General features: G+C 62.8%; 23 protein-coding genes and 1 pseudogene. 22 read left to right on the forward strand and 2 right to left on the reverse strand.

The window, feature by feature from the left end:
- The first annotated feature begins 336 nt into the window (after positions 1 to 336).
- The 20 genes and pseudogenes from ACFPN9_RS22955 (at position 337) to ACFPN9_RS23050 (ending at position 16065) form a co-directional block, all read left to right on the forward strand.
- A complete protein-coding gene (locus ACFPN9_RS22955; RefSeq protein ID WP_377817665.1) occupies positions 337 to 2370 on the forward strand; it encodes a ParB/RepB/Spo0J family partition protein in 2034 nt (677 codons plus the stop codon).
- A gap of 136 nt (positions 2371 to 2506) precedes the next feature.
- Positions 2507 to 2929, forward strand: a complete 423-nt coding sequence (locus ACFPN9_RS22960; RefSeq protein ID WP_377817666.1) for a hypothetical protein — start codon at positions 2507 to 2509, stop codon at positions 2927 to 2929.
- A 20-nt stretch (positions 2930 to 2949) separates the two neighbouring features.
- The gene (locus tag ACFPN9_RS22965; protein ID WP_377817667.1) at positions 2950 to 3486 is read left to right on the forward strand and encodes a hypothetical protein; all 537 of its coding nucleotides are present in this window, start codon (positions 2950 to 2952) and stop codon (positions 3484 to 3486) included.
- Positions 3487 to 4218: 732 nt separating this feature from the next.
- Complete coding sequence (locus tag ACFPN9_RS22970) at positions 4219 to 4533, forward strand: DUF736 domain-containing protein (RefSeq protein WP_377817668.1); 315 nt, start codon at positions 4219 to 4221, stop codon at positions 4531 to 4533.
- A 386-nt stretch (positions 4534 to 4919) separates the two neighbouring features.
- Positions 4920 to 5765, forward strand: a complete 846-nt coding sequence (locus ACFPN9_RS22975) for a DUF932 domain-containing protein (RefSeq protein ID WP_377817669.1) — start codon at positions 4920 to 4922, stop codon at positions 5763 to 5765.
- Between the two features lie 253 nt (positions 5766 to 6018).
- Positions 6019 to 6327 (forward strand): transcriptional regulator domain-containing protein, encoded by a 309-nt coding sequence (locus tag ACFPN9_RS22980; protein ID WP_377817764.1) that lies wholly within the window; start codon positions 6019 to 6021, stop codon positions 6325 to 6327.
- Positions 6328 to 6376: 49 nt separating this feature from the next.
- Positions 6377 to 6865: a DUF2285 domain-containing protein gene (locus tag ACFPN9_RS22985; RefSeq protein WP_377817670.1), complete on the forward strand. Its 489-nt coding sequence runs from the start codon at positions 6377 to 6379 to the stop codon at positions 6863 to 6865.
- A 153-nt stretch (positions 6866 to 7018) separates the two neighbouring features.
- Positions 7019 to 7288, forward strand: a complete 270-nt coding sequence (locus ACFPN9_RS22990) for a helix-turn-helix transcriptional regulator (RefSeq protein ID WP_104217299.1) — start codon at positions 7019 to 7021, stop codon at positions 7286 to 7288.
- Positions 7289 to 8368 carry a replication initiator protein A gene (locus ACFPN9_RS22995; RefSeq protein ID WP_377817671.1) on the forward strand — a complete coding sequence of 360 codons (1080 nt, stop codon included), beginning with the start codon at positions 7289 to 7291 and terminating at the stop codon, positions 8366 to 8368.
- A complete protein-coding gene (gene parA / locus ACFPN9_RS23000; RefSeq protein WP_377817672.1) occupies positions 8365 to 9015 on the forward strand; it encodes a ParA family partition ATPase in 651 nt (216 codons plus the stop codon). Before ACFPN9_RS22995 ends, parA begins: the two co-directional genes overlap by 4 nt.
- The gene (locus ACFPN9_RS23005) at positions 9012 to 9263 is read left to right on the forward strand and encodes a ribbon-helix-helix protein (protein ID WP_377817673.1); all 252 of its coding nucleotides are present in this window, start codon (positions 9012 to 9014) and stop codon (positions 9261 to 9263) included. The genes parA and ACFPN9_RS23005 overlap by 4 nt, the downstream gene beginning before the upstream one ends.
- A complete protein-coding gene (locus ACFPN9_RS23010) occupies positions 9260 to 9781 on the forward strand; it encodes a DUF2840 domain-containing protein (protein WP_377817674.1) in 522 nt (173 codons plus the stop codon). The genes ACFPN9_RS23005 and ACFPN9_RS23010 overlap by 4 nt, the downstream gene beginning before the upstream one ends.
- The gene (locus tag ACFPN9_RS23015; protein ID WP_377817675.1) at positions 9778 to 10323 is read left to right on the forward strand and encodes a S26 family signal peptidase; all 546 of its coding nucleotides are present in this window, start codon (positions 9778 to 9780) and stop codon (positions 10321 to 10323) included. The genes ACFPN9_RS23010 and ACFPN9_RS23015 overlap by 4 nt, the downstream gene beginning before the upstream one ends.
- A 44-nt stretch (positions 10324 to 10367) precedes the next feature.
- Entirely contained in the window at positions 10368 to 11096 is a 729-nt protein-coding gene (locus ACFPN9_RS23020) for a lytic transglycosylase domain-containing protein (protein WP_377817676.1), read from the forward strand.
- Between the two features lie 292 nt (positions 11097 to 11388).
- A pseudogene (locus ACFPN9_RS23025) lies at positions 11389 to 12027 on the forward strand (relaxase/mobilization nuclease domain-containing protein); the annotation flags it as partial.
- Between the two features lie 177 nt (positions 12028 to 12204).
- Positions 12205 to 13437, forward strand: coding sequence for a DUF3363 domain-containing protein (locus tag ACFPN9_RS23030; RefSeq protein ID WP_377817765.1), 1233 nt, complete (start codon positions 12205 to 12207; stop codon positions 13435 to 13437).
- Between the two features lie 158 nt (positions 13438 to 13595).
- The gene (locus ACFPN9_RS23035; RefSeq protein ID WP_377817677.1) at positions 13596 to 14204 is read left to right on the forward strand and encodes a TetR/AcrR family transcriptional regulator; all 609 of its coding nucleotides are present in this window, start codon (positions 13596 to 13598) and stop codon (positions 14202 to 14204) included.
- 10 nt (positions 14205 to 14214) lie between these two features.
- Complete coding sequence (locus ACFPN9_RS23040; protein WP_377817678.1) at positions 14215 to 14499, forward strand: YciI family protein; 285 nt, start codon at positions 14215 to 14217, stop codon at positions 14497 to 14499.
- A gap of 2 nt (positions 14500 to 14501) precedes the next feature.
- Positions 14502 to 15110, forward strand: coding sequence for a DNA-3-methyladenine glycosylase I (locus ACFPN9_RS23045; protein ID WP_377817679.1), 609 nt, complete (start codon positions 14502 to 14504; stop codon positions 15108 to 15110).
- Positions 15111 to 15117: 7 nt separating this feature from the next.
- A complete protein-coding gene (locus tag ACFPN9_RS23050) occupies positions 15118 to 16065 on the forward strand; it encodes a LysR substrate-binding domain-containing protein (RefSeq protein ID WP_377817680.1) in 948 nt (315 codons plus the stop codon).
- Here the strand turns inward: ACFPN9_RS23050 and ACFPN9_RS23055 are convergent.
- Together ACFPN9_RS23055 and ACFPN9_RS23060 are read right to left on the reverse strand one after the other, a co-directional pair.
- Complete coding sequence (locus tag ACFPN9_RS23055) at positions 16048 to 16269, reverse strand: helix-turn-helix domain-containing protein (protein WP_377817681.1); 222 nt, start codon at positions 16267 to 16269, stop codon at positions 16048 to 16050. The genes ACFPN9_RS23050 and ACFPN9_RS23055 overlap by 18 nt on opposite strands.
- A 38-nt stretch (positions 16270 to 16307) precedes the next feature.
- Positions 16308 to 16571 (reverse strand): helix-turn-helix domain-containing protein, encoded by a 264-nt coding sequence (locus ACFPN9_RS23060; RefSeq protein WP_377817682.1) that lies wholly within the window; start codon positions 16569 to 16571, stop codon positions 16308 to 16310.
- A gap of 107 nt (positions 16572 to 16678) precedes the next feature.
- On the opposite strand from ACFPN9_RS23060, the gene ACFPN9_RS23065 reads away from it, so the two are divergent.
- Together ACFPN9_RS23065 and ACFPN9_RS23070 are read left to right on the forward strand one after the other, a co-directional pair.
- Positions 16679 to 16978: a DNA -binding domain-containing protein gene (locus ACFPN9_RS23065; protein ID WP_377817683.1), complete on the forward strand. Its 300-nt coding sequence runs from the start codon at positions 16679 to 16681 to the stop codon at positions 16976 to 16978.
- Between the two features lie 116 nt (positions 16979 to 17094).
- A complete protein-coding gene (locus ACFPN9_RS23070) occupies positions 17095 to 19089 on the forward strand; it encodes a conjugal transfer protein TraG (protein ID WP_377817766.1) in 1995 nt (664 codons plus the stop codon).
- Positions 19090 to 19091: the final 2 nt, after the last annotated feature.

A 19091-nucleotide genomic window follows, 5' to 3' on the forward strand; every position in this document is an offset into this window, starting at 1 on the left:
TTGCAATCAGGCTGCGCAGCTTTCAGGTTTTGCGGCTTTACACATCCTGATCGAGCTTTGTGCCCGGCTCCCGCTCTCGCTCACGCCGGTCGGGCTGCTTGGGGGCGCTGCCCCCTGGCGCGGCGCAAGGGTCGCTGACGCTCGGCCGGGACGGTTTCCCCAGCCTTCCGCGCGGATGCGTGTCTCACACTCTCACCAATGGTTTCGATCCGCTTGTGCAGGCCGGGTGATCCCCCTCCATCCCGGCCGCCCTTGCACCTTGCACCCCCCGGTCTCGGCGACGGCCAGGGTTGCAGCGCAGCGCTGCGCTCCAACCCAAGCCAAAGGATCAAGACCATGACCGACACCATCGAAACGACCGCCACGGTATCCGAAGCCCCCGCCGCCAATGGCGCGGTGCTGTTCGTGCCGCTGAACAGGTTGAAGAAGTCGCCCCGCAACGCCCGCAAGACCGCGCACAGCGAAGCTCATATCGAGGCGCTGGCGGCCAGCATCGCCGCCAAGGGGATGCTGCAAAATCTGGTGGTGGAGCCGGAAACGAACGCGGAGGGCGAGCCGACCGGCTTCTATTTCGTGACCATCGGCGAAGGCCGCAGGCTGGCGCAGATGTTGCGCGTGAAGCGCAAGCAGATCAAGAAGACGGAAAGCCTCCGCTGCGTTCTGGATACCGAGAACGACGCGGCGGAAATCTCCCTCGATGAAAACGTCACCCGCGAGGCGATGCACCCCGCCGACCAGTTCGAGCGGTTCCGCGAGCTGGCAGAGAACAGGGGATGGGGCGCGGAAGAGATTGCCGCCCGGTTCGGCGTCAGCGCTCACGTCGTCCGCCAGCGGCTTCGCCTTGGCGCGGTCAGCCCCAAGCTGATGCAGGTCTATCGGGATGGCGGCTTGTCGCTCGACCAGTTGATGGCCTTCGCGATCACCGAGGATCACGACCGGCAGGAACAGGTGTTCGACAATCTGTCCTATAACCGGGAGCCGTGGATCATCCGCCGCGACCTGACCAAGGCGAACGTGGAAGCCAGCGACAGGCGGGCGCGTTTCATCGGCGCGGATGCCTACGCCGAGGCCGGCGGCACCATCATCCGCGACCTCTTCACCGAGGACCGGGGCGGCTATTTCGAGGATGCCGCGTTGCTGGATCGGCTCGTCATCGCCAAGCTGGAAGGCATCGCCGCCGAGGTGCAGGCAGTTGAGGGGTGGAAGTGGACTTCGGTTCACATCGACTATCCCCACGCCCATGGAATGCGCCGCAGCTATCCCCATCCGGTGGAATTGTCGGAGGAAGACGCCGCCGCCTATGACGCCGCGCAGGAAGAATTGGAACGGTTATCGGCAGAGTGGCAGGATGCGGACGTAGACCGGCCCGCCGAGGTGGATCAACGGTTCGCGGAGCTTGAGGCCGAGATCAAGCGCATCGACGCCAAGCGCCACGCCTATGACGCCGACGAAATTGCCCGTGGCGGTGTGTTCGTCATCCTCAACCATGACGGCACAGCCCGGATGGAGCGTGGTTTCATCCGCGCCGAGGACGAGGCCCCGGAACCGGAAGAAGCGGTCAGCGCCAACCATGAGGTGGATGGCGCGACCGTGACCGAAGACGGGGAGATTGTCGGAGACGTGGGAAATGGCGAGGACGAGGGCACGGAGCCGCAGGCAGAAGACGAGGATGCCGGGGATGCGGGCAAGCCCCTGTCGGACCTTCTCATCCGCGATCTGACCGCTCACCGCACCCTTGGCCTTCGTCTCGCACTCGGGGAGCAGCCGGATATGGCGCTGGTCGCCGTGGTTTATGCGCTGGCGGCGCAGACCTTCTATCGTGGCGGGGAAGCGTCCTGCCTCGAAATCCGGTTGACCAGCGCCTATCTCGCTTCCCACGCGGACGGCATCGAGGACACGCCCGCCGCGAAGGCGCTGGCGGATCGTCATGCCGGATGGGCGTCGGACATGCCGAGCGACGTTGCGGACCTGTGGGCCTTCGTCGTCGGTCTGGATCACGCGAGCCTCATGGCCTTGCTCGCGCATTGCGCATCGCTGACCGTCAACGCGGTTCGCGTGCCGTGGGAGCAGAAGCCGAATACTCGTGGCACGGCGGAGAAGCTGGCGAGCGCCGTGGCGCTGGACATGACGACGCACTGGACCCCGACCGAGAAGACCTATCTCGGTCGCGTGACCAAGGCACATATCCTTGCTGCCGTGCGGGAAGCGGTCAGCGATGAGGCGGCGGAGCGGATCGCGGGCTTGAGGAAGACGGAGATGGCGCAAGCTGCCGAACAGCTTCTTGCCGGAACCGGCTGGCTGCCTTCCGTGCTGCGCACCGCGCGGCCCGCATGGCTCGAAACGGACGCCTACCTGCAAGCCGCCGAGTGAGGGACCGAGCCGGGATCGCCCAAGCGGTCCCGGCCTTCCTGCTCTCCCATCATCCAAAAATCGCGTCGCGCGGGGATCGACCCCGCGCGACCGATCCGATGCCCGTCGCGACCATCGGATACAGGAGGATCATTCGATGATCGTGCTTATGCTCATGGCCGTTGCGCTGATCGCCGGTCTTTCCGTCCTGGCCTATACGCTCGCCGTCTATGCGCTGCCGTTCATGCTCGGCGTCGAGGCCACCAAATGGGCCTACGCCTCCGGCTCCGGCCTGATCGGCGCAGGACTGATCGGGTTGGTGGCGGATGCCGCCGCCTATGGCCTACTGATCGTGCTGTTTATGACGGCGCGCCCGCCGATCCTGCGCCTTGCAGTGGCGTTCGTCTTCGCCGCGCCTGCCGCCGTCGCAGGCTTCGCGTTGGTCCACGGCATTACGCGCGAGGCTGTCCCGTCAGAGGTATGGCGCATGATCTTCTGTCTTGTCGGCGGCGGTGTCACCGGCTTGTCGGCGCTCGTGCGGCTGGCTGGAACGGCGTCGCCCAGTCGTCGGGGCGACTAATATATTTGATGTTTCAGGCTATGAATGCTTCAACCGGCCATCGAATGAAAGTCTTTCATATGCTAAAAGGCCTATCCACTCTCAACTTACCTGATCCCTATTTCGCCGGGACAGCTGGATTTGTCGGAAGCACTATTCAAGAACTGCATCGCGATATGTGTGCATTCGAGCTGCCTGCTGTGGTCCCTGAATCTGTACGGCGATCCCATGACGCCATTCGGCACGCCTATATCTACGCCTATTTTTCCTATGACCTACTCACCATGGCGGCGAGCCAGACGTTTCCATGCCTCGAACTCGCCTTGCGCGAACGGATCGGCCACCAGTTCGCCGGGCGAGTGCACAAGAACGGACGACCGCGTCCCGCGATGCTCGACGAGTTGCTGAAATCCGCCAAGCAACAAAAACTGATTTCCTCGGAAATCGATTATCTGAGCCATATGCGTAACATGTTCATGCACGGAAGCGATACCGTTTTGAATCCACCGATGTTCTTGACGACCTTCGAGATCGTCACCGACATCATCCGAGAGCTATACCCAGATCAACAGCCGTGATCGCGAGGCTTAAGAGGCGTGCGATTTGGCGTTTCCCTCCGGGCCGCGCTCTCGGCTGCGCCGGAACCCCGCTTGCGCGTGTTTCCGCCGTTCGGCATCGATCGCTAACGCGGATGGCGGCCACGGCGCGAAAAGCCACACATAGCAAGGCTTCGGGAGATGTCGGTCCTCAGTCTCCACTACGACGACCGGCGCACGACGCTCTACAATTGTCCCATTGACCGGAATGGCTGATCGCGGGGAAAGCAAACCATCCGGCATCGACGCCCGATAGGGCAGACCAGACGGGTACGGCACTTCCTGCCGCTGCTTTCGAGGGCGTGGGCGATCCGAGGGCCGAAACCGCGCTCGATCTCCATAGTGGTTGGGACAGACAGCCGTTTCATATCCGGGCCAGCCATGCCGGTGAAACCGTCATCCGCCGGTCTTATCGAGTCAAAAGCTGCGGGATCGCATCGTCCTGCCTCCACCGTCCTACCGGGCCACGCCCGCGGCGTCCTCGAAGGGCATGGGTCTGACCGAAGAGCGGCTTCGCCTCGATCATCCTCCCGCAACGACCGTCACCGGTTTTTTTCCGCCGCGCGCGAGCGCGCTTTGCACCGCGAGGCAAAAAAGCCGTCTCCGGCCGCCTTCCACTGCGTTCCAGCCCTCCGGGTGCGGGCTGATCGTCTCCGGTCTCACGACCGCCATCGAGGTCGCGACAGGCGCGGCCCGAAACATGGAGACAAGGCAATGGCGACCATCGGCACCTTCACCAAGACCGCGAACGGCGACTTCACCGGCACGGTCAAGACCCTGACCCTCAACGTCAAGGCCAAATTCGTCCCCACCGAAGGCGAAAGCGAGCGCGGCCCCGACTATCGGATCTTCGCTGGAACCACGGAGTTCGGGGCGGCCTGGAAGAAGACCGCCCGCGAAACCGGCCGCGACTATCTATCGGTCAAGCTGGATGATCCGAGCTTCCCCGCTCCAATCTACGCCAGCCTGATCGAGGACGAAGGCGGCGAGGCCCACAACCTCATCTGGTCCCGCCGCAACGGCGACTAAGGCCGGACATCGTCCCGAAGCCCCGCACATGGTGCGGGGCTTCGTCATGCTTGTCGCCGTCTTTCAGGTCATACGGCAATCAGGATGTGCGGATTTCAGGTTCAGCGGCTTTTACATCCTGATTCGGTCTTGTGGCCGGCTCCCGCTCGTGCTCACGCCGGACAAGTTGCTTGGGGGCGCTCTGCCCCCTGGCGCGGCGCAAGGGTCGCTGACGCTCGTCCGGGACGGTTTCCCCAGCCTTCCTTCATTTCATTGCGTGCAGGCCAGGTGATCCCCCTCCGTCCCGGCCGCCCTTGCACCTTGCACCCCCCGGTCTCGCCGACGGGCAGGGTTTCAGCGCGGCGCTTCCCGCTGCGCGGAAACCCAAGCCCAAGAGGATCAAGACCATGACCTACCACCACCTTGCCACCCGGTTCGGCCGCAATTCCCATCAGATCGGCGGGCGCGAAGCCCTCGATAACGAAGCCCTTTTTCGCCACGTCCCGTCGATCTTTGCCCGCGAAGCCCATAACAGCCGGTCGGAGCGGTATGTCTACGTTCCCACCATCGATGTCGTTGAAGGCTTGCGCCGGGAAGGTTGGTTCCCGTTCTTCGCCGTGCAGGCCGTGCCGCGCGATGGCACCCGCATGGGCCACGCCAAGCATATGTTGCGGTTGCGCCGCGATGACGGGATCGGCAAGCCGGAGGCGGCGGAAGTCATCATCGTCAATTCGCATGACGGGACCAGCGCCTATCAGATGTTCGCCGGGATGCTCCGTTTCGTCTGCACCAATTCCATGATTGCGGGCGAGCGGTTCGAGGAGGTCCGCGTCCCCCACAAGGGCGGCATTCAGGATCAAATCATCGAGGGCGTCTATACCGTGGCGGAAGACTTCCCGCGTCTGATCGATGCCACGGAGACGATGAAGGAGACGCGCCTGTCGCAGGACGAACAGCGCGTGCTGGCCGAGGCGAGCCTTGTCGCCCGCTACGGCGAGGACGAAAGCCCCATCCGCCCGGACCAGATCATCCAGCCACGCCGCCGCGAGGATGTCGGACAAAGCCTGTGGCAGACCTTCAACGTCATTCAGGAAAACCTCATCCGGGGCGGGATCACCGGACGCCGCCAGACCGCCGATGGCCGTATCCGCCGTAGCCAGACCCGACCCATCAACGGTATCGACCAGAATGTCGGGCTGAACCGCGCACTGTGGACGCTGGCCGAAGGGATGCAGCGCCTAAAATCCGCCTGACCGTAAAGCCGTAGAGCCGGATTGTCGGTTCTACGGCTTTCCTTCTTTCGGGTTATACACCTTTCAGTTTTTGCGCCGATCCGACTTGGCGGATCGGCGGCATTTTGGCTGCGCCAAATAACGGCGGCTCGCCGGGCGTGGCCCGGCTCGCCAAAGACGGTGTGAACTGATAGTAATCATTAACCCGTTTTGATCGTCTTGCGCGATCAACATATCTCGAAGCAGTCTCTCCAAAATAAACCCATGGTTGTTCATGCTGTTCAGCTCAAGCGCCGCCCTACAGGCGCATGACTGGAAAGGTGACGCCATGCCGAGTTCTGATTGGCGCTCGCCGGCAGCCTATGCACATGCCAAGAGCATTCCTGCTGCCGGCTTTGCCTGGGAATATCTCCGCCGCGACGCAGACTATCGCCGCGATTTTCATCGCGTGAGCGCTGGCTCAACAGACAAGTCGGACACCCTCAGCGCGTTCTCCGAACGCTGGGGGTTGCGATTTCCCGGCCGATCCCGATCAATCGGCCGGTTCAGCCCCAGTATTCTGGCTTCCGGCGCTGCTTCCTGACGCCTTCGAATTTAAGTCCGTCGCTGCCGTTTCCAGCGATCCAGCGGCGATGCCCATCGATCTCGTCCGCTTGCCCAATGTCGATCTCCGCGCGGCCGAGAATGGCACACAGCATGGCCTCTGGCGGCGCGGGGATACCGGGCATCAGTTCTGGATGAGCGATGCCACGGTCGGCGGTGCAACGTCCTATATCGTATTGCTGCCGCTGGACGCATTCACGGAATTGCGCGCTCTGGCGATCCTGCGCTTCTGGCGCGCCGTGGTCGGACGACCGCCGGGCGAATATGCCCACGGCCTGCCGCCACAGAGCCGCAGCCGACATATCCTGATCCTGCGCGCGCTCGACGGCCACAGCGACGGCGCGAGCTATCGCAAGATCGCCGAAACGCTGCTTGGGTTTCGTGGCACCAAGGCCGACTGGGAGACCGATCCGAGCAAGAACCAGACCCGTCGGTTAGTCGCCGATGGCAAGCATTACATGCGCGGCGGCTATCGCGACCTTCTGCACTATCCTCTTCGCCTGCCGCGCCGCCGCTGATCGCCATAGCGCTTGCATGTTGTTATGGCCGCCGGGGTGCCGGAATCGCCACCCCCTGATTCCGGCACGCTCGCCGCCGCCGGTTCTCCGCCACGGTTCGCCATAGCCCGCTGTCGCCGCTGACAGCCGCCGAACCCGACCGGAGACCCGATCGTGATCGACCCGAAAACGGGGCTGCCGCCCCGATACCTGCGGGCGCCCGATGCGGCGCGCTTCCTCGGTATTTCCATCCGCACGCTGGAGAAGCACCGCACCTACGGCACCGGCCCGACCTATCGCAAGATCGGCGGGCGGATCGTCTATTCCGTCGATGATCTTCAGGCATGGACGGAGATCGGCGTCCGCACATCGACCCGTGAGGAAACGGCGACGCGCGTCTTTCCAGCTCGTCCGCTGACTCCGGCCGAGAAGGCGTCCCGCTGAATGTCGGCCACCGATCCTCAACACGGCCGACACCTTTCCGCCGGGAGCGAACGCCAGCGGCTAGATCCCTTTGTGATCGCCACGGGTGACGCATCACCCCGTGATCAGCAAGACCTCATGGAGCGGCCGTTCTTCTCGCTCGCCAAGACCAAGCGCGTTGCCCCGATCCTCTATGAGGCTGGCGGCCAGCACGTCGAGGTCTTCGGGATGCCCGAGCACGGCATGGCGACGATCTGGGACGCCGATGTGCTGATCTGGGCCGCCAGCCAGACCGTCGAGGCCGAGAACCACGGCCTGCGCACGTCGCGCTTCCTCCGCTTCACCCCCTATCAGCTCTTGCTGGGGATTGGCCGCGCCACCGGCGCGCGCGAATACCGCCTGCTGAAGGGCGCGCTCGCCCGTCTGCAATCGACGGTGATCCGCACCACGATCCGTCACGGCGAGCATTGGCGACGGCATCAGTTCTCCTGGATCAACGAATGGGAGGAACTGACCACCCGCGACGGTCGCGTCGAGGGCATGGAGTTTGTCCTGCCCGACTGGTTCTATCGCGGTGTCATCGACCGTTCGCTGGTCCTGACCATCGATCCCGCCTACTTCCGGCTGACCGGCGGCATCGAACGCTGGCTTTACCGTGTCGCCCGCAAGCACGCCGGGCATCAGCCGCACGGCTGGCTGTTCGAGGTCAGCCATCTTCACGAGAAGTCGGGCAGCCTGGCGCGTCTCTCCGACTTCGCGCTCGACCTGCGCCGCATCGCCGCACGTCAGCCGCTACCCGGCTATCGGCTCGATATCTGGCGCGAAGGGCGGCGCGAGATGCTGCAAATTCGCCCCTGCAACCTGTCCACAGTGCCTGTGGACAGCGCTGTGGAAACGCTCGTGACTTCGGGCGCAAACGCTATCGGGACTTCGGGCGCAGCACTATCGGGATTTCGGGCGCACGAACCGCAGTTAAGTCTCTGGCCTGAAACGCGGATTCCGACTGCTAACTTAGAGTCTAACAAAGAATCTAACTCTTCTTTGTTGACGCGCGCGCATGAAAGGCACGGTGCCAGTGCCGTCAGGCGAGGTGCGCCATGATTGTCGCGCTCCTCAATCAGAAGGGCGGCGTCGGTAAGACGACGCTGGCGCTGAACCTCGCAGGCGAATGGGCGCGGCAGGGAAAGCGCGTGACCCTGATCGACGCCGATCCGCAAGGCTCGGCGCTGGACTGGTCGCAGCAGCGTGCCCGCGAGGGCCTGCCACGCCTATTCGGTGTCGTCGGCCTAGCGCGGGATACGCTGCACCGGGAAGCGCCGGAGCTGGCGCGTAATGCCGATCATATCGTGATCGACGGGCCACCGCGCGTCGCCGCCTTGATGCGCTCGGCCTTGCTCGCATCTGACCTGGTATTGATCCCGGTGCAGCCGTCGCCGCTCGATGGCTGGGCCTCGGCCGAGATGCTGGCGCTCGTTGCCGAGGCGCGCATCTACCGGCCCGATCTGGCGGCTCGCTTCATCCTCAACCGCTGCGGGGCGCGCACCGTGCTGGCCCGCGAGACGGCCGAAACGCTGGCCGACCACGATCCGCCGGTGCTTGCCGCCACAATCGGCCAGCGCATCGCTTTTGCTGTCACCGCGCAATCTGGCCGGCTGGTGTCAGAGCTGCACGACACGCCCGCCGCGCGCGAGATCGCGGCGCTGGCGGCGGAGATCAAGCGCTTGAGCATCGGGAGGGCGGCACCATGAGTGAACGTCCGTCCCGTCGCGGTTTTGCCGCTCGGCCCGCCGATCCCGAGCACTGGATCAAGGCGGCGGATAGCGCGCCGCGTGATGGTAATGCCGCCGGTTTCACCGCGCGGCTGACAATCGACGTGACGCCAGACTTGCGTGGTCGGATCAAAATCGCCGCGTTTCAGCGCGGCATCACCGTCGCAGACATGTTGCGCGACTTGCTCGCGCGCGAATTCCCACCCACCCCAGGAGACCCATCATGACTGGCAACGCGGTTCCCCGCGTGCACGGCGGCCCCGTGCCGTTCCCACGTTCATCCGACAACCTCACCCATGTCGAACTGACGCATATTGAAAGGCGGATCGAAAACTGGATCAGGTTTGGCCGTAAGGTCCATGAACAGATCCTCGATCGCCGTCGCCGTGTCTTCTCCTACCGGTCGGGCAGCATCTTCGCTTTCGTCCGATGGGCGGCGAACGACTTTGGCACGATCATCTCGCGCATCGACATCGTGCGCGCCGTCGATCCGGGCGAGAGCTACCAGACGCTGCCTTTCGTGCGCCCCGGTGGAGACATCCTGCTGAAGGTCAAGGACTGGCCCAAGGTCGAACAGGTACTCCGCCACATCGACGCGGTGGAGGCCACCGGCGTCGATGCCTGCGACGTCGCACCGGATCACTGGCGGCATGTCGGCAACCGGATCGGCACCGGTCATGAGCCGCGCGCCTACACGCCGGATCGCCATCAGGCGTGGCTCAAGCGGCGGGAGATCGAACGATGACCCGCTTCGGCTATGTCATGGTGACGTATTTCTCCGCGATGGGCGTCGCCATCGCCTCCTTCGTTCCGACGCCGCTGCGCCTCGTCTGGAACGCCTCGGCTAGCGTGCCGATAGGTCTCTACGATCTCCATCCGCCGCGCCATCTAGCGGTCGGCGATCTGGTCGCCGTCATGCCGGACAAGCCGCTCGCCGACTTCATGGTCGAGCGCGGCTATATCGGGCGCGGCGTGCCGCTGATGAAGCACATCGCCGCGCTGCCGGGGCAGACCGTCTGCCGCACCGGCATCGCCGTCACCGTCGATGCCATGCCGCTGGGCGATGCGCTCAACCGCGACAAACGCGGGCGTCCGCTGCCGGTCTGGCAGGGCTGTCGCCGCATCGCGGACGGCGACATTTTCCTGATGAACCCGGATGTGCCGGACAGTCTCGACGGGCGCTACTTCGGCCCGATCCCGGCACGCACCGTCATCGGCAAGGCGATACCGCTCTACACCGACGAGGACGGCGATGGCCGTTACGTCTGGCGTGCCGCCACGCGCTGAGCCGCGCCCGCTCTGTCAATCACCGTCATCCCAAGGAGGCTTTCATGCCGCAGATCGGCACGCCCATTCGACTTGCGCTCATCCTGTTCACCGGCTTCTTGCCGAACCTCGCGACCACGGCTCTGGCGCAAAACGCGCCCGCCGCCCAACCATCGCCGCGTGATCCTTATGCCGATCACATCGCTGAGGCGGCGCAGCGCTTCGAGCTTCCCGCCGCCTGGATACGTGCTGTGATGACCGCCGAAAGCAACGGCGATCCACGCGCGATTTCGCCCAAGGGCGCAATCGGGCTGATGCAGATCATGCCGGCGACCTGGCGCGATCTTCGCGCCCGTCATCGCCTCGGCGCTGATCCTTACGGGCCGCACGACAACATCATCGCGGGCGCGGCCTATATCCGCCAATTGTTCGACCGCTACGGATCACCCGGCTGGATCGCTGCCTATAATGCCGGTCCCGGTCGCTACGAGGCGTCGCTGAAAGGACGTTCGCTGCCGCCGGAAACCCGCGCCTATCTCACCGCCGTTGCGTCCCATTTGGACGGTGCGGGCGATCGCGGTGATACCGTCATCGCGACAGCCGATCCGCTGTCCTGGACAAGAGCACCGCTGTTCGTCGTGCAGGGATATCGCGTTTCCGCTGCCGATTCTGCGCGAAACGGAACGCCGCCGAAAGTCACGTCTTCCACGCCCACGGTGCGCGATGTCTCTGCCATCATGCCGCAACCTGGCGGCCTGTTTGTCGCACGCGCCGATGCCGGACGGCAGCCATGAGGATCGTGGTCGCGGTGGTCCGACGAGAGGTTTCTGTGTGCAGCGGATGGGGCTGGCGTCAGTCTCATTCGTTGGCTGGAGGGGCAGAAGGGGAAAGAGGGCGGGAGGGCAAGATTAAAGCGGACGGCACCCCATGGGTCCGATCCGCAGGGCAAGCCCTTGTCTGCACACTGTTCGAGGCGGCACCGTCTCCGCGCCGTCATGGTGCCGCGAAGCGCGGCAAAGACAGCATCTGCCGCGTTTCTCGCGGCACTCTCCGCCGAAATCGGCGGTTTCAGTCGGCGCGCCAGCTATGAGCGACGACGACACCCATTTTCGGCCGAGGCCCGGCCGCGTCCGCTCCGACGCTTCGAGGGCAGGCCGGGCCAAGAGCTTCCTCAGCAAGGTTCGGAAGATCACTCGGCAGCAGCAGGCCGCGTCGGGCCGCAGCCGGTCCGCGAAGGGCGGTAGCTCCGGCCATGCGTCGAAGGGCAAAAGCATCGTCTCTTCCGGCCGGGGCGTGCAGCGCGGGCGCGGTGCGGCCTTCGTGCGCGCCCGCAACCTGTCGAACCGCTGGAGCCATCGCCAGCTCGGCAGCCGCCGCGTCATCGTCAAGTCCCGGTCGGTTCGTGCTGCCGGCCGTAGCGGCAAGGGCGCCGCCCATCTGCGCTACATCCAGCGTGACGGTACGTCGCGCGACGGCGAGCGCGGCCGGCTCTATTCGGCGACCGAGGATCGTGCCGATGGGGATAGCTTCCTCGATCGCGGCCAAGAGGATCGGCACCAGTTCCGGCTTATCGTCTCGCCCGAGGATGCCGCCGATCTCGCAGACCTCACCGGCTATACCCGTGAGTTGATGGCTAGGATCGAGACCGACCTCGGCACCAAGCTCGATTGGGTCGCGGTCAATCACCACAACACCGGCCATCCCCATGTCCATGTCGTTGTGAACGGCCGCGACACTTTGGGCGAGGATCTCGTCATCAATGGCGACTATCTCGCCAATGGCATCCGCGAGCGGGCGAGTGAACTGGCGACGCTGGAACTCGGACCCGTCACCGAGATCGAGCAGCGCCGTAAGCTCATGGCCGAGATCGATCAGGATAGGCACACCCGCATCGACCGGGCGATGATCGCGGAGAGCCAGGATCGCTTCATTGACCTGCACCACGAGCCGGATGATCCGCGCGGCCAATCCGACCGGACGCTGCGCTTGCGCCGCCTCGGCAAGTTGGAGGACATGGGCCTTGCCACCGAGCACGCTCCGGGCGTTTGGGAATTGAGCGAGCGGTTGGAGCCGACGCTGCGCGAGATGGGCGAGCGCGGCGACATCATCCGCACCATGCAGAAGGCGCTGAGGGCCGATGGCCTGGAGCGTGATCCGATGAGTTTCCAGATTCATGACGCGGCTCCGCCGACGCCGATCGTCGGCCACGTCATCGACAAGCACCTCAGCGATGAGCTGGGCGAGAACCTGACGCTGGTGGTCGATGGCATCGACGGCCGGACGCATCATGTCGCCGGCATCGACCCGACCCGCGTCGAGGACGCCCGCATCGGCAGCATCATCGAGATCGGGCCGCCAGACAGCGCCGGCCGTCCATCGGATCGCGCCATCGTCGGCATGGCCGATGACGGCATCTATCGACCGAGCCGCCATCTGGAACAGGCCCGATTCGACGGCCGCGTGCCGGGCGGCGACTATGAGGGGTTCGTGCAGGCCCATGTCCGGCGACTGGAGGCGCTACGCCGCGCCGGGATCGCCGAGCGGATCGACGTAGACCAATGGCGTATTCCCGACGATTTCGAGGCGCGTGCCGCCGCCCATGACGCCGGTCGCGGCGTTCGCGCCAATATTCGCGTTCTCTCGACCTTTGACCTTGAGCGCCAGATTGGATCGGAGGGTGCGACCTGGCTCGACCGGCGGCTAGTCAGCGCTGGCACAGCGGACCTGTCGGCGGCCGGGTTCGGCAATGACGTGCGCGAGGCGATGGAGCGGCGGCGCGAGACGCTGATCGACCGGGGGGATGCGATCAGACACGAGGACGGCGGTGTCCGTTACCGTCGCAACCTGATCGCTACGCTTCAGGAGCGCGAGGTCGCCCACGCCGGGGAAGACCTGGCGGTGAAGAAGGCGCTGCCGTTCCGCGCCGCCGTTGATGGCGAGACCATCAGCGGCAAGTTCACCGGGACCGTGCAGCTATCGAGCGGCAAGTTCGCCATCGTCGAGAAGAGCCAAGAGTTCACGCTGGTTCCGTGGCGGCCAACCATCGACCGCCAGCTTGGGCGCGAGGTCTCCGGCATCGTGCAAGGCGGATCGGTGTCTTGGCAGTTGGGGCGACAGAGAGGGGTAGGACTATGAATTGGATGCAGTTTCTCAATGTTGCAACCCCATAGCCTCGCCACAAAGCGTAACAGGTCAGTCTTGACTGCATAGGACAAATGCCCTAGAACGCACTGTAGGGCGTTTGTCCTATAAATGTGCCGCCTGCTGGCCTGTCAGTCAGAAAGGGATGCCTGATGGGGGCTACTGAAACCCGCCAACAAATCGTAGAAGCTGCCGACCAACTTTTTTACGAGAACGGCTTCGAGGCGACTTCCTTCGCAGACATATCGAAGGCTGTGGGCCTCTCACGAGGTAATTTCTACTATCACTTCAAAACGAAGGACGAAATTCTCGATGCGGTGATCGCACTTCGCATCGCCAACACGCAAGCAATGCTCGACGAATGGGAAGAAGCGGCCTCCCAACCCGCCGAACGTATCCGTAGCTTCGTCCATATTCTTATTATGAACAAGACGAAGATCATGGCGCACGGCTGTCCAGTCGGCACACTTTCCAACGAACTCGCCAAGCTCGATCATGTCGCTAAGGATGACGCTGTAAAGTTGTTCATTCTGTTCCGCGAATGGCTCGCTCGCCAGTTCATTGCACTCGGGCGCAAAGCGGATGCCGATAAACTCGCAATGCATGTTCTGATGCGCAGCCAAGGCGTGGCGACACTCGCGACAGCTTTTCGGGACGAGGACTTCATTCGCCGTGAAGTCGAGGACATCCACGCTTGGCTCGACGCTCATTGCCCGGCCGCCGCTGAGGCATCTCAACCTAACCCTCGACAGCACGCATGATGGAGCCGCTATGTTTGTTATAATTCTTCAGTTTGCCGACAAAACGAAGGCGCCGCAATTGATGGATGGGCATAATGCCTGGATAAAGCGCGGTTTCGATGATGGCGTTTTCCTCTTTGTCGGTAGCCTTCAACCAAATGCTGGTGGCGCGATCATCGCTCATAACGTCTCGCGCGCTGACATTGAGGCCCGCGTGCAGGACGATCCCTTCGTAACGCAGGGCGTCGTTAGTTCCGAGATTCTTGAAATCACGGCAGGTCGCGTCGATGAGCGCCTAGCTTTCCTGAAAGGGTAGCCATGAGCGCCACGATCTCCGGTCCAGACGGCCTCTCACGTTGTCGCTGGTGCGCGGCGGCTCCCGAATTTATGGCTTACCACGATAGGGAATGGGGTTTTCCGGTTGATAACGACAACCGCCTTTTCGAGAAGTTGTGCCTGGAGGGTTTTCAGTCGGGATTAAGCTGGCGGACTATCTTAGCCAAGCGAGAGAATTTTCGCGTGGCGTTCCATGGTTTTGACTTTAACCGGATCGCTACATTTACCGACGCTGATGTCGAGCGTCTATTAAACGACAAAGGAATTGTTCGGCATCGCGGCAAGATCTCTGCTGTCATCAACAACGCGAAACGGGCACAAGAGTTGGTCACGCAGGAGGGATCGCTTGCCGCGTATATTTGGCGTTTCGAGCCAAAGGTCGAGGAACTGGCGGCGGCGCAGACCGCATCAATGTCAGCAGCGTCACACACGTTGTCGAAGGACCTGAAAAGACGAGGTTGGAGCTTCGTCGGGCCAACAACCGTTTATGCGTTCATGCAGGCCATGGGCCTTATCAACGATCATCTGTATGAATGTATCATCCGCGAAAAGGTCGCTCAGGCGAGAGTGGCCTTTCAACCGCCTAGATAGCGCCAAGATGCGCAGGGCACGCCGCAAAATAGAACCTGTGCGCGTCGCCAGCGGACAAATACCGCTGATAGCTCTTGTCCAAACACTGGCCGTTGCGGAACATTTGAATTTCCGACACGCTGCTAACGTCCTAGGTGTGACCCAATCCTGCGTCAGCACCCGTATTAAGGCATTGGAAGAAACGCTCGGCATTCTGCTTTTCGAACGGCGTCATCGTGGTGTCAGGTTGACTGAGGCCGGGCGTCACTTTGTTGCCGAGGTTTCTGCCGGTATCGCGCAAATCGACCATGCGGTGCGCACGGCAGGGGCTATGCTGGACGGGACGAAAGGCAGCTTAGCGATCGGCCTGCATAGCCCGATCGCCGCCGGATTTCTTGCCGATCTTCGCCGTCGGTATCGGGTCAGTTATCCCTTGATCGAGCAATCGGTGCTAGAGGGGCGCTCATCGGAGACGATTGCGCTGGTCCGCGAAGGCAGGCTCGATCTGGCTTTCATTGCTGGGGCGGTGAACGCACCCGATTGCCATTCTCGACTGCTATGGTGTGAGCCGATCGTGGTAGCCTTGCCGGCCGATCATCGCTTGGTCCAGCGGGAAGCGATCACCTGGCTCGATCTTGCTGGCGAGACCTTTCTTGTGAGACATGGCGGCACCGGCCCGCAGGTGTTTGAACATGTCGTGCGTCGAGTTAGCGAGCGTGAGCGTTCACCTCGTATCCATCGCTATGATGTCGCGCGCGACACTCTATTGGGGCTAGTCGCCGCAGGCGATGGCATTACGCTTACCAGCGAGGCGACGACATATATGCCATTTCCCGGCGTGGTATTTCGCTCTATTTCTGATGAGTCGGAATCGGCTCGATTTAGCGCCGTGTGGTCGCCGTACAACCGCAATCCGGCTTTATTGAACCTGCTCGAACTCGCCTTTGAAATGAGCCAATCAGCACGCCTTATCTGATAGCTTCACTAATTCGCCTGGCTCGACCTCAAGTGCGTCAGCAATTTGCCCGAGGACTGTGACGCTCGCTGACACATCGGCACGCTCGATCGCGCCGATGTAACGCGCGCTCAAGTTGGCGAGGTCCGCCAAATCTTCTTGCGTCATGTTCCGATCATAACGAATCCGGCGCAGGTTGACCGCCATGACCTCCTTGAGATCCATGGCATGAGAGGAACCAGCACAGGAATGATCCATGGTATTTACTGTGCGGTTGGTCGCGTTTTTGCGCCAGCCGGTTCGATCTTCGCAAGAAGATTGTGAGTCGAAATTCCGAGGATCGCGGTGATGTCGACGAACTCTATGACATCAATCCGCCGCTCGCCGTTCTCATATTTGGCGACGAAGGATTGTGGTTTCCCCAGCAAATCAGCCAATTCCGCCTGGGTCAATCCTTTAGCCTTGCGCGCTTCGACGAGAAGAGATTGCAGCAGTATTTGTCGGGGCGTGCGCAAGGATTTCTGCATTCGGACTGGCTCTCCATTGAAAAGGGCGAGCCAGTGCGCTAATCCTGATTTAGGATTATCCCATTTCGGGATTGTTCTGGATGCGAGGTCTGAGGGAGGGCCGTGCGATGCGTGTGCGTCCCGAGCTTGACCCCGACGTCGATGATCTGGCCCCGACCGGATCGGAGATCACGATCTATGACGAACGGCATTTCGTCACTTATCTGCGTTTGCTCGACGCCGAGGCGGACGGGGCGGATTGGAAAGAGGTGGCGCGGATCGTGCTGCATCGCGATCCAGCAACCGAAGCAGATCGCACACGAAGCTGTTGGGAAAGTCACCTCAGCCGCGCGCATTGGATGACAAAGACAGGCTATCGCAAAATACTGGTGCAGGCAGCAGCCGAGGCACGATCGACGCGGCACTGACCGTCCTTTTTCTTCGCCATGGTATCCGAAACCCCGACGCTTCGGATTTTCTGTTGCTTCTGGCCGGAACGGCTATTCTCTGATCGGCTCCGTCTATTTTGTCGATTGGAGCCTGTATGTCTGGAAGCCGTGTCCTGTGGGGACAAGTCACCATCGTTCTCGCCATCGTGCTCGCCACGATCTGGTGCGCGACAGAATGGACGGCGTGGCGCCTCGGCTTTCAAGCGCAACTCGGACAGCCCTGGTTCGATGTGGCGGGCTGGCCGGTTTATTACCCGCCGATCTTCTTCTGGTGGTGGTATTGCTACGATGCTTATGCGCCGCCGATTTTCGTTGAGGGCGCATTCATCGCGGCGTCCGGCGGCTTTCTCTCGATCATCGTCGCCATCACCCTGTCGGTAATCCGTGCGCGCGAGGCAAAGAACGTCGCCACCTACGGATCGGCGCGTTGGGCCGAACACGAGGAGATCAAGGCAGCCGGATTGCTCGGCCCGGACGGCGTGCTGCTCGGCCGCCTCGACGGCGGCTACCTGCGCCATCACGGGCCGGAGCATGTGCTATGCTTCGCCCCGACCCGATCCGGCAAGGGTGTCGGCCTGGTGGTGCCGACGCTGCTGACATGGCCAGGCAGCACGATCATCCACGACATTAAAGGCGAGAACTGGGGCCTCACCGCCGGTTTCCGGTCTAAGCATGGCCGCGTGCTGCTGTTCGATCCGACCGACCCGGCGTCATCCGCCTATAATCCGCTTCTGGAGGTGCGGCGCGGCGACAAGGAAGTCCGCGACGTGCAGAACATTGCCGACATCCTCGTTGATCCCGAAGGCGCACTCGATAAGCGCAACCATTGGGAAAAGACCAGCCATTCGCTGCTGGTCGGCGCGATCCTGCATGTCCTCTATGCAGAACCCGATAAGACGCTGGCAGGCGTCGCCAACTTCCTCTCCGATCCCAAGCGGCCCGTCGATGCGACGCTGCGCGCGATGATGAATACTCCGCACCTGGGCAAGGCCGGCATTCACCCCGTCATCGCGTCATCGGCCCGCGAGCTTTTGAACAACAGCGACAACGAACGATCGGGTGAGCTGTCCACCGCCATGTCGTTCCTGGGATTGTATCGCGATCCCGTCGTGGCGCGCGTCACGGCGCGGTGCGATTGGCGCATCGCCGATCTCGTCACGGGCGAAAGGCCGGTCAGCCTCTATCTCGTCGTGCCACCCTCCGACATCAACCGCACCAAACCACTGATCCGACTTCTGCTCAATCAGGTCGGACGGCGCCTGACCGAAGACCTGAAGACATCGGCCAACCGTCATCGGCTGCTGCTCATGCTGGACGAGTTCCCGGCGCTCGGGCGTCTCGATTTCTTTGAGAGCGCGCTCGCCTTCATGGCAGGCTACGGCATCAGGAGTTTCCTGATCGCCCAGAGCCTCAACCAGATCGAGAAAGCCTATGGCGCGAATAATAGCGTGCTCGACAACTGCCATGTGCGAGTCGCCTTCGCCACCAATGATGAACGCACCGCCAAGCGCGTATCGGATGCGCTCGGCACCGCAACCGAAATGCGCGACTCCACCAACTATGCCGGCAATCGACTGGCGCCATGGCTTGGGCATCTCATGGTGTCGCGGCAGGAGACGGCCCGGCCTCTGCTCACACCCGGCGAGGTGATGCAGCTTCCATCTGCCGACGAATTGCTGCTGGTCGCTGGCGTGCCGCCGATCCGGGCGAAGAAGGCTCGCTACTACGAAGATGCCCGCTTTCGCGAACGCCTGCTGCCGGCACCGAAGCCGGAGGCGATGAAGCGCCCGACTGCGCCGCCCGCCGACGATTGGTCGGCGCTGGCGATCCCGGCCGTATCGATCCCCGGCGCAACAGGTGGAGGCATCAACGGCGCTATCGCCGATCCTACCAATGCCGGTATCCGCCGCGAGCCGGAATTGCCCGAGCATGAGGAGATCGTTCCGCCCGAACATGCCGCAATCGGGGAGTTCGATCTGCTCGACGACGAACCGGACGTGGAGGCCGCCAAAGCCCGCAGTCTTCGCCAGCAGGTTACGTCGAACGCCCGGCAGGCGACGATGGACCCGGCCGACGGTCTCGAATTGTAGGG

Source organism: Allobosea massiliensis (assembly GCF_042655245.1).
GTDB classification, from domain to species: Bacteria; Pseudomonadota; Alphaproteobacteria; order Rhizobiales; family Beijerinckiaceae; genus Allobosea; species Allobosea massiliensis.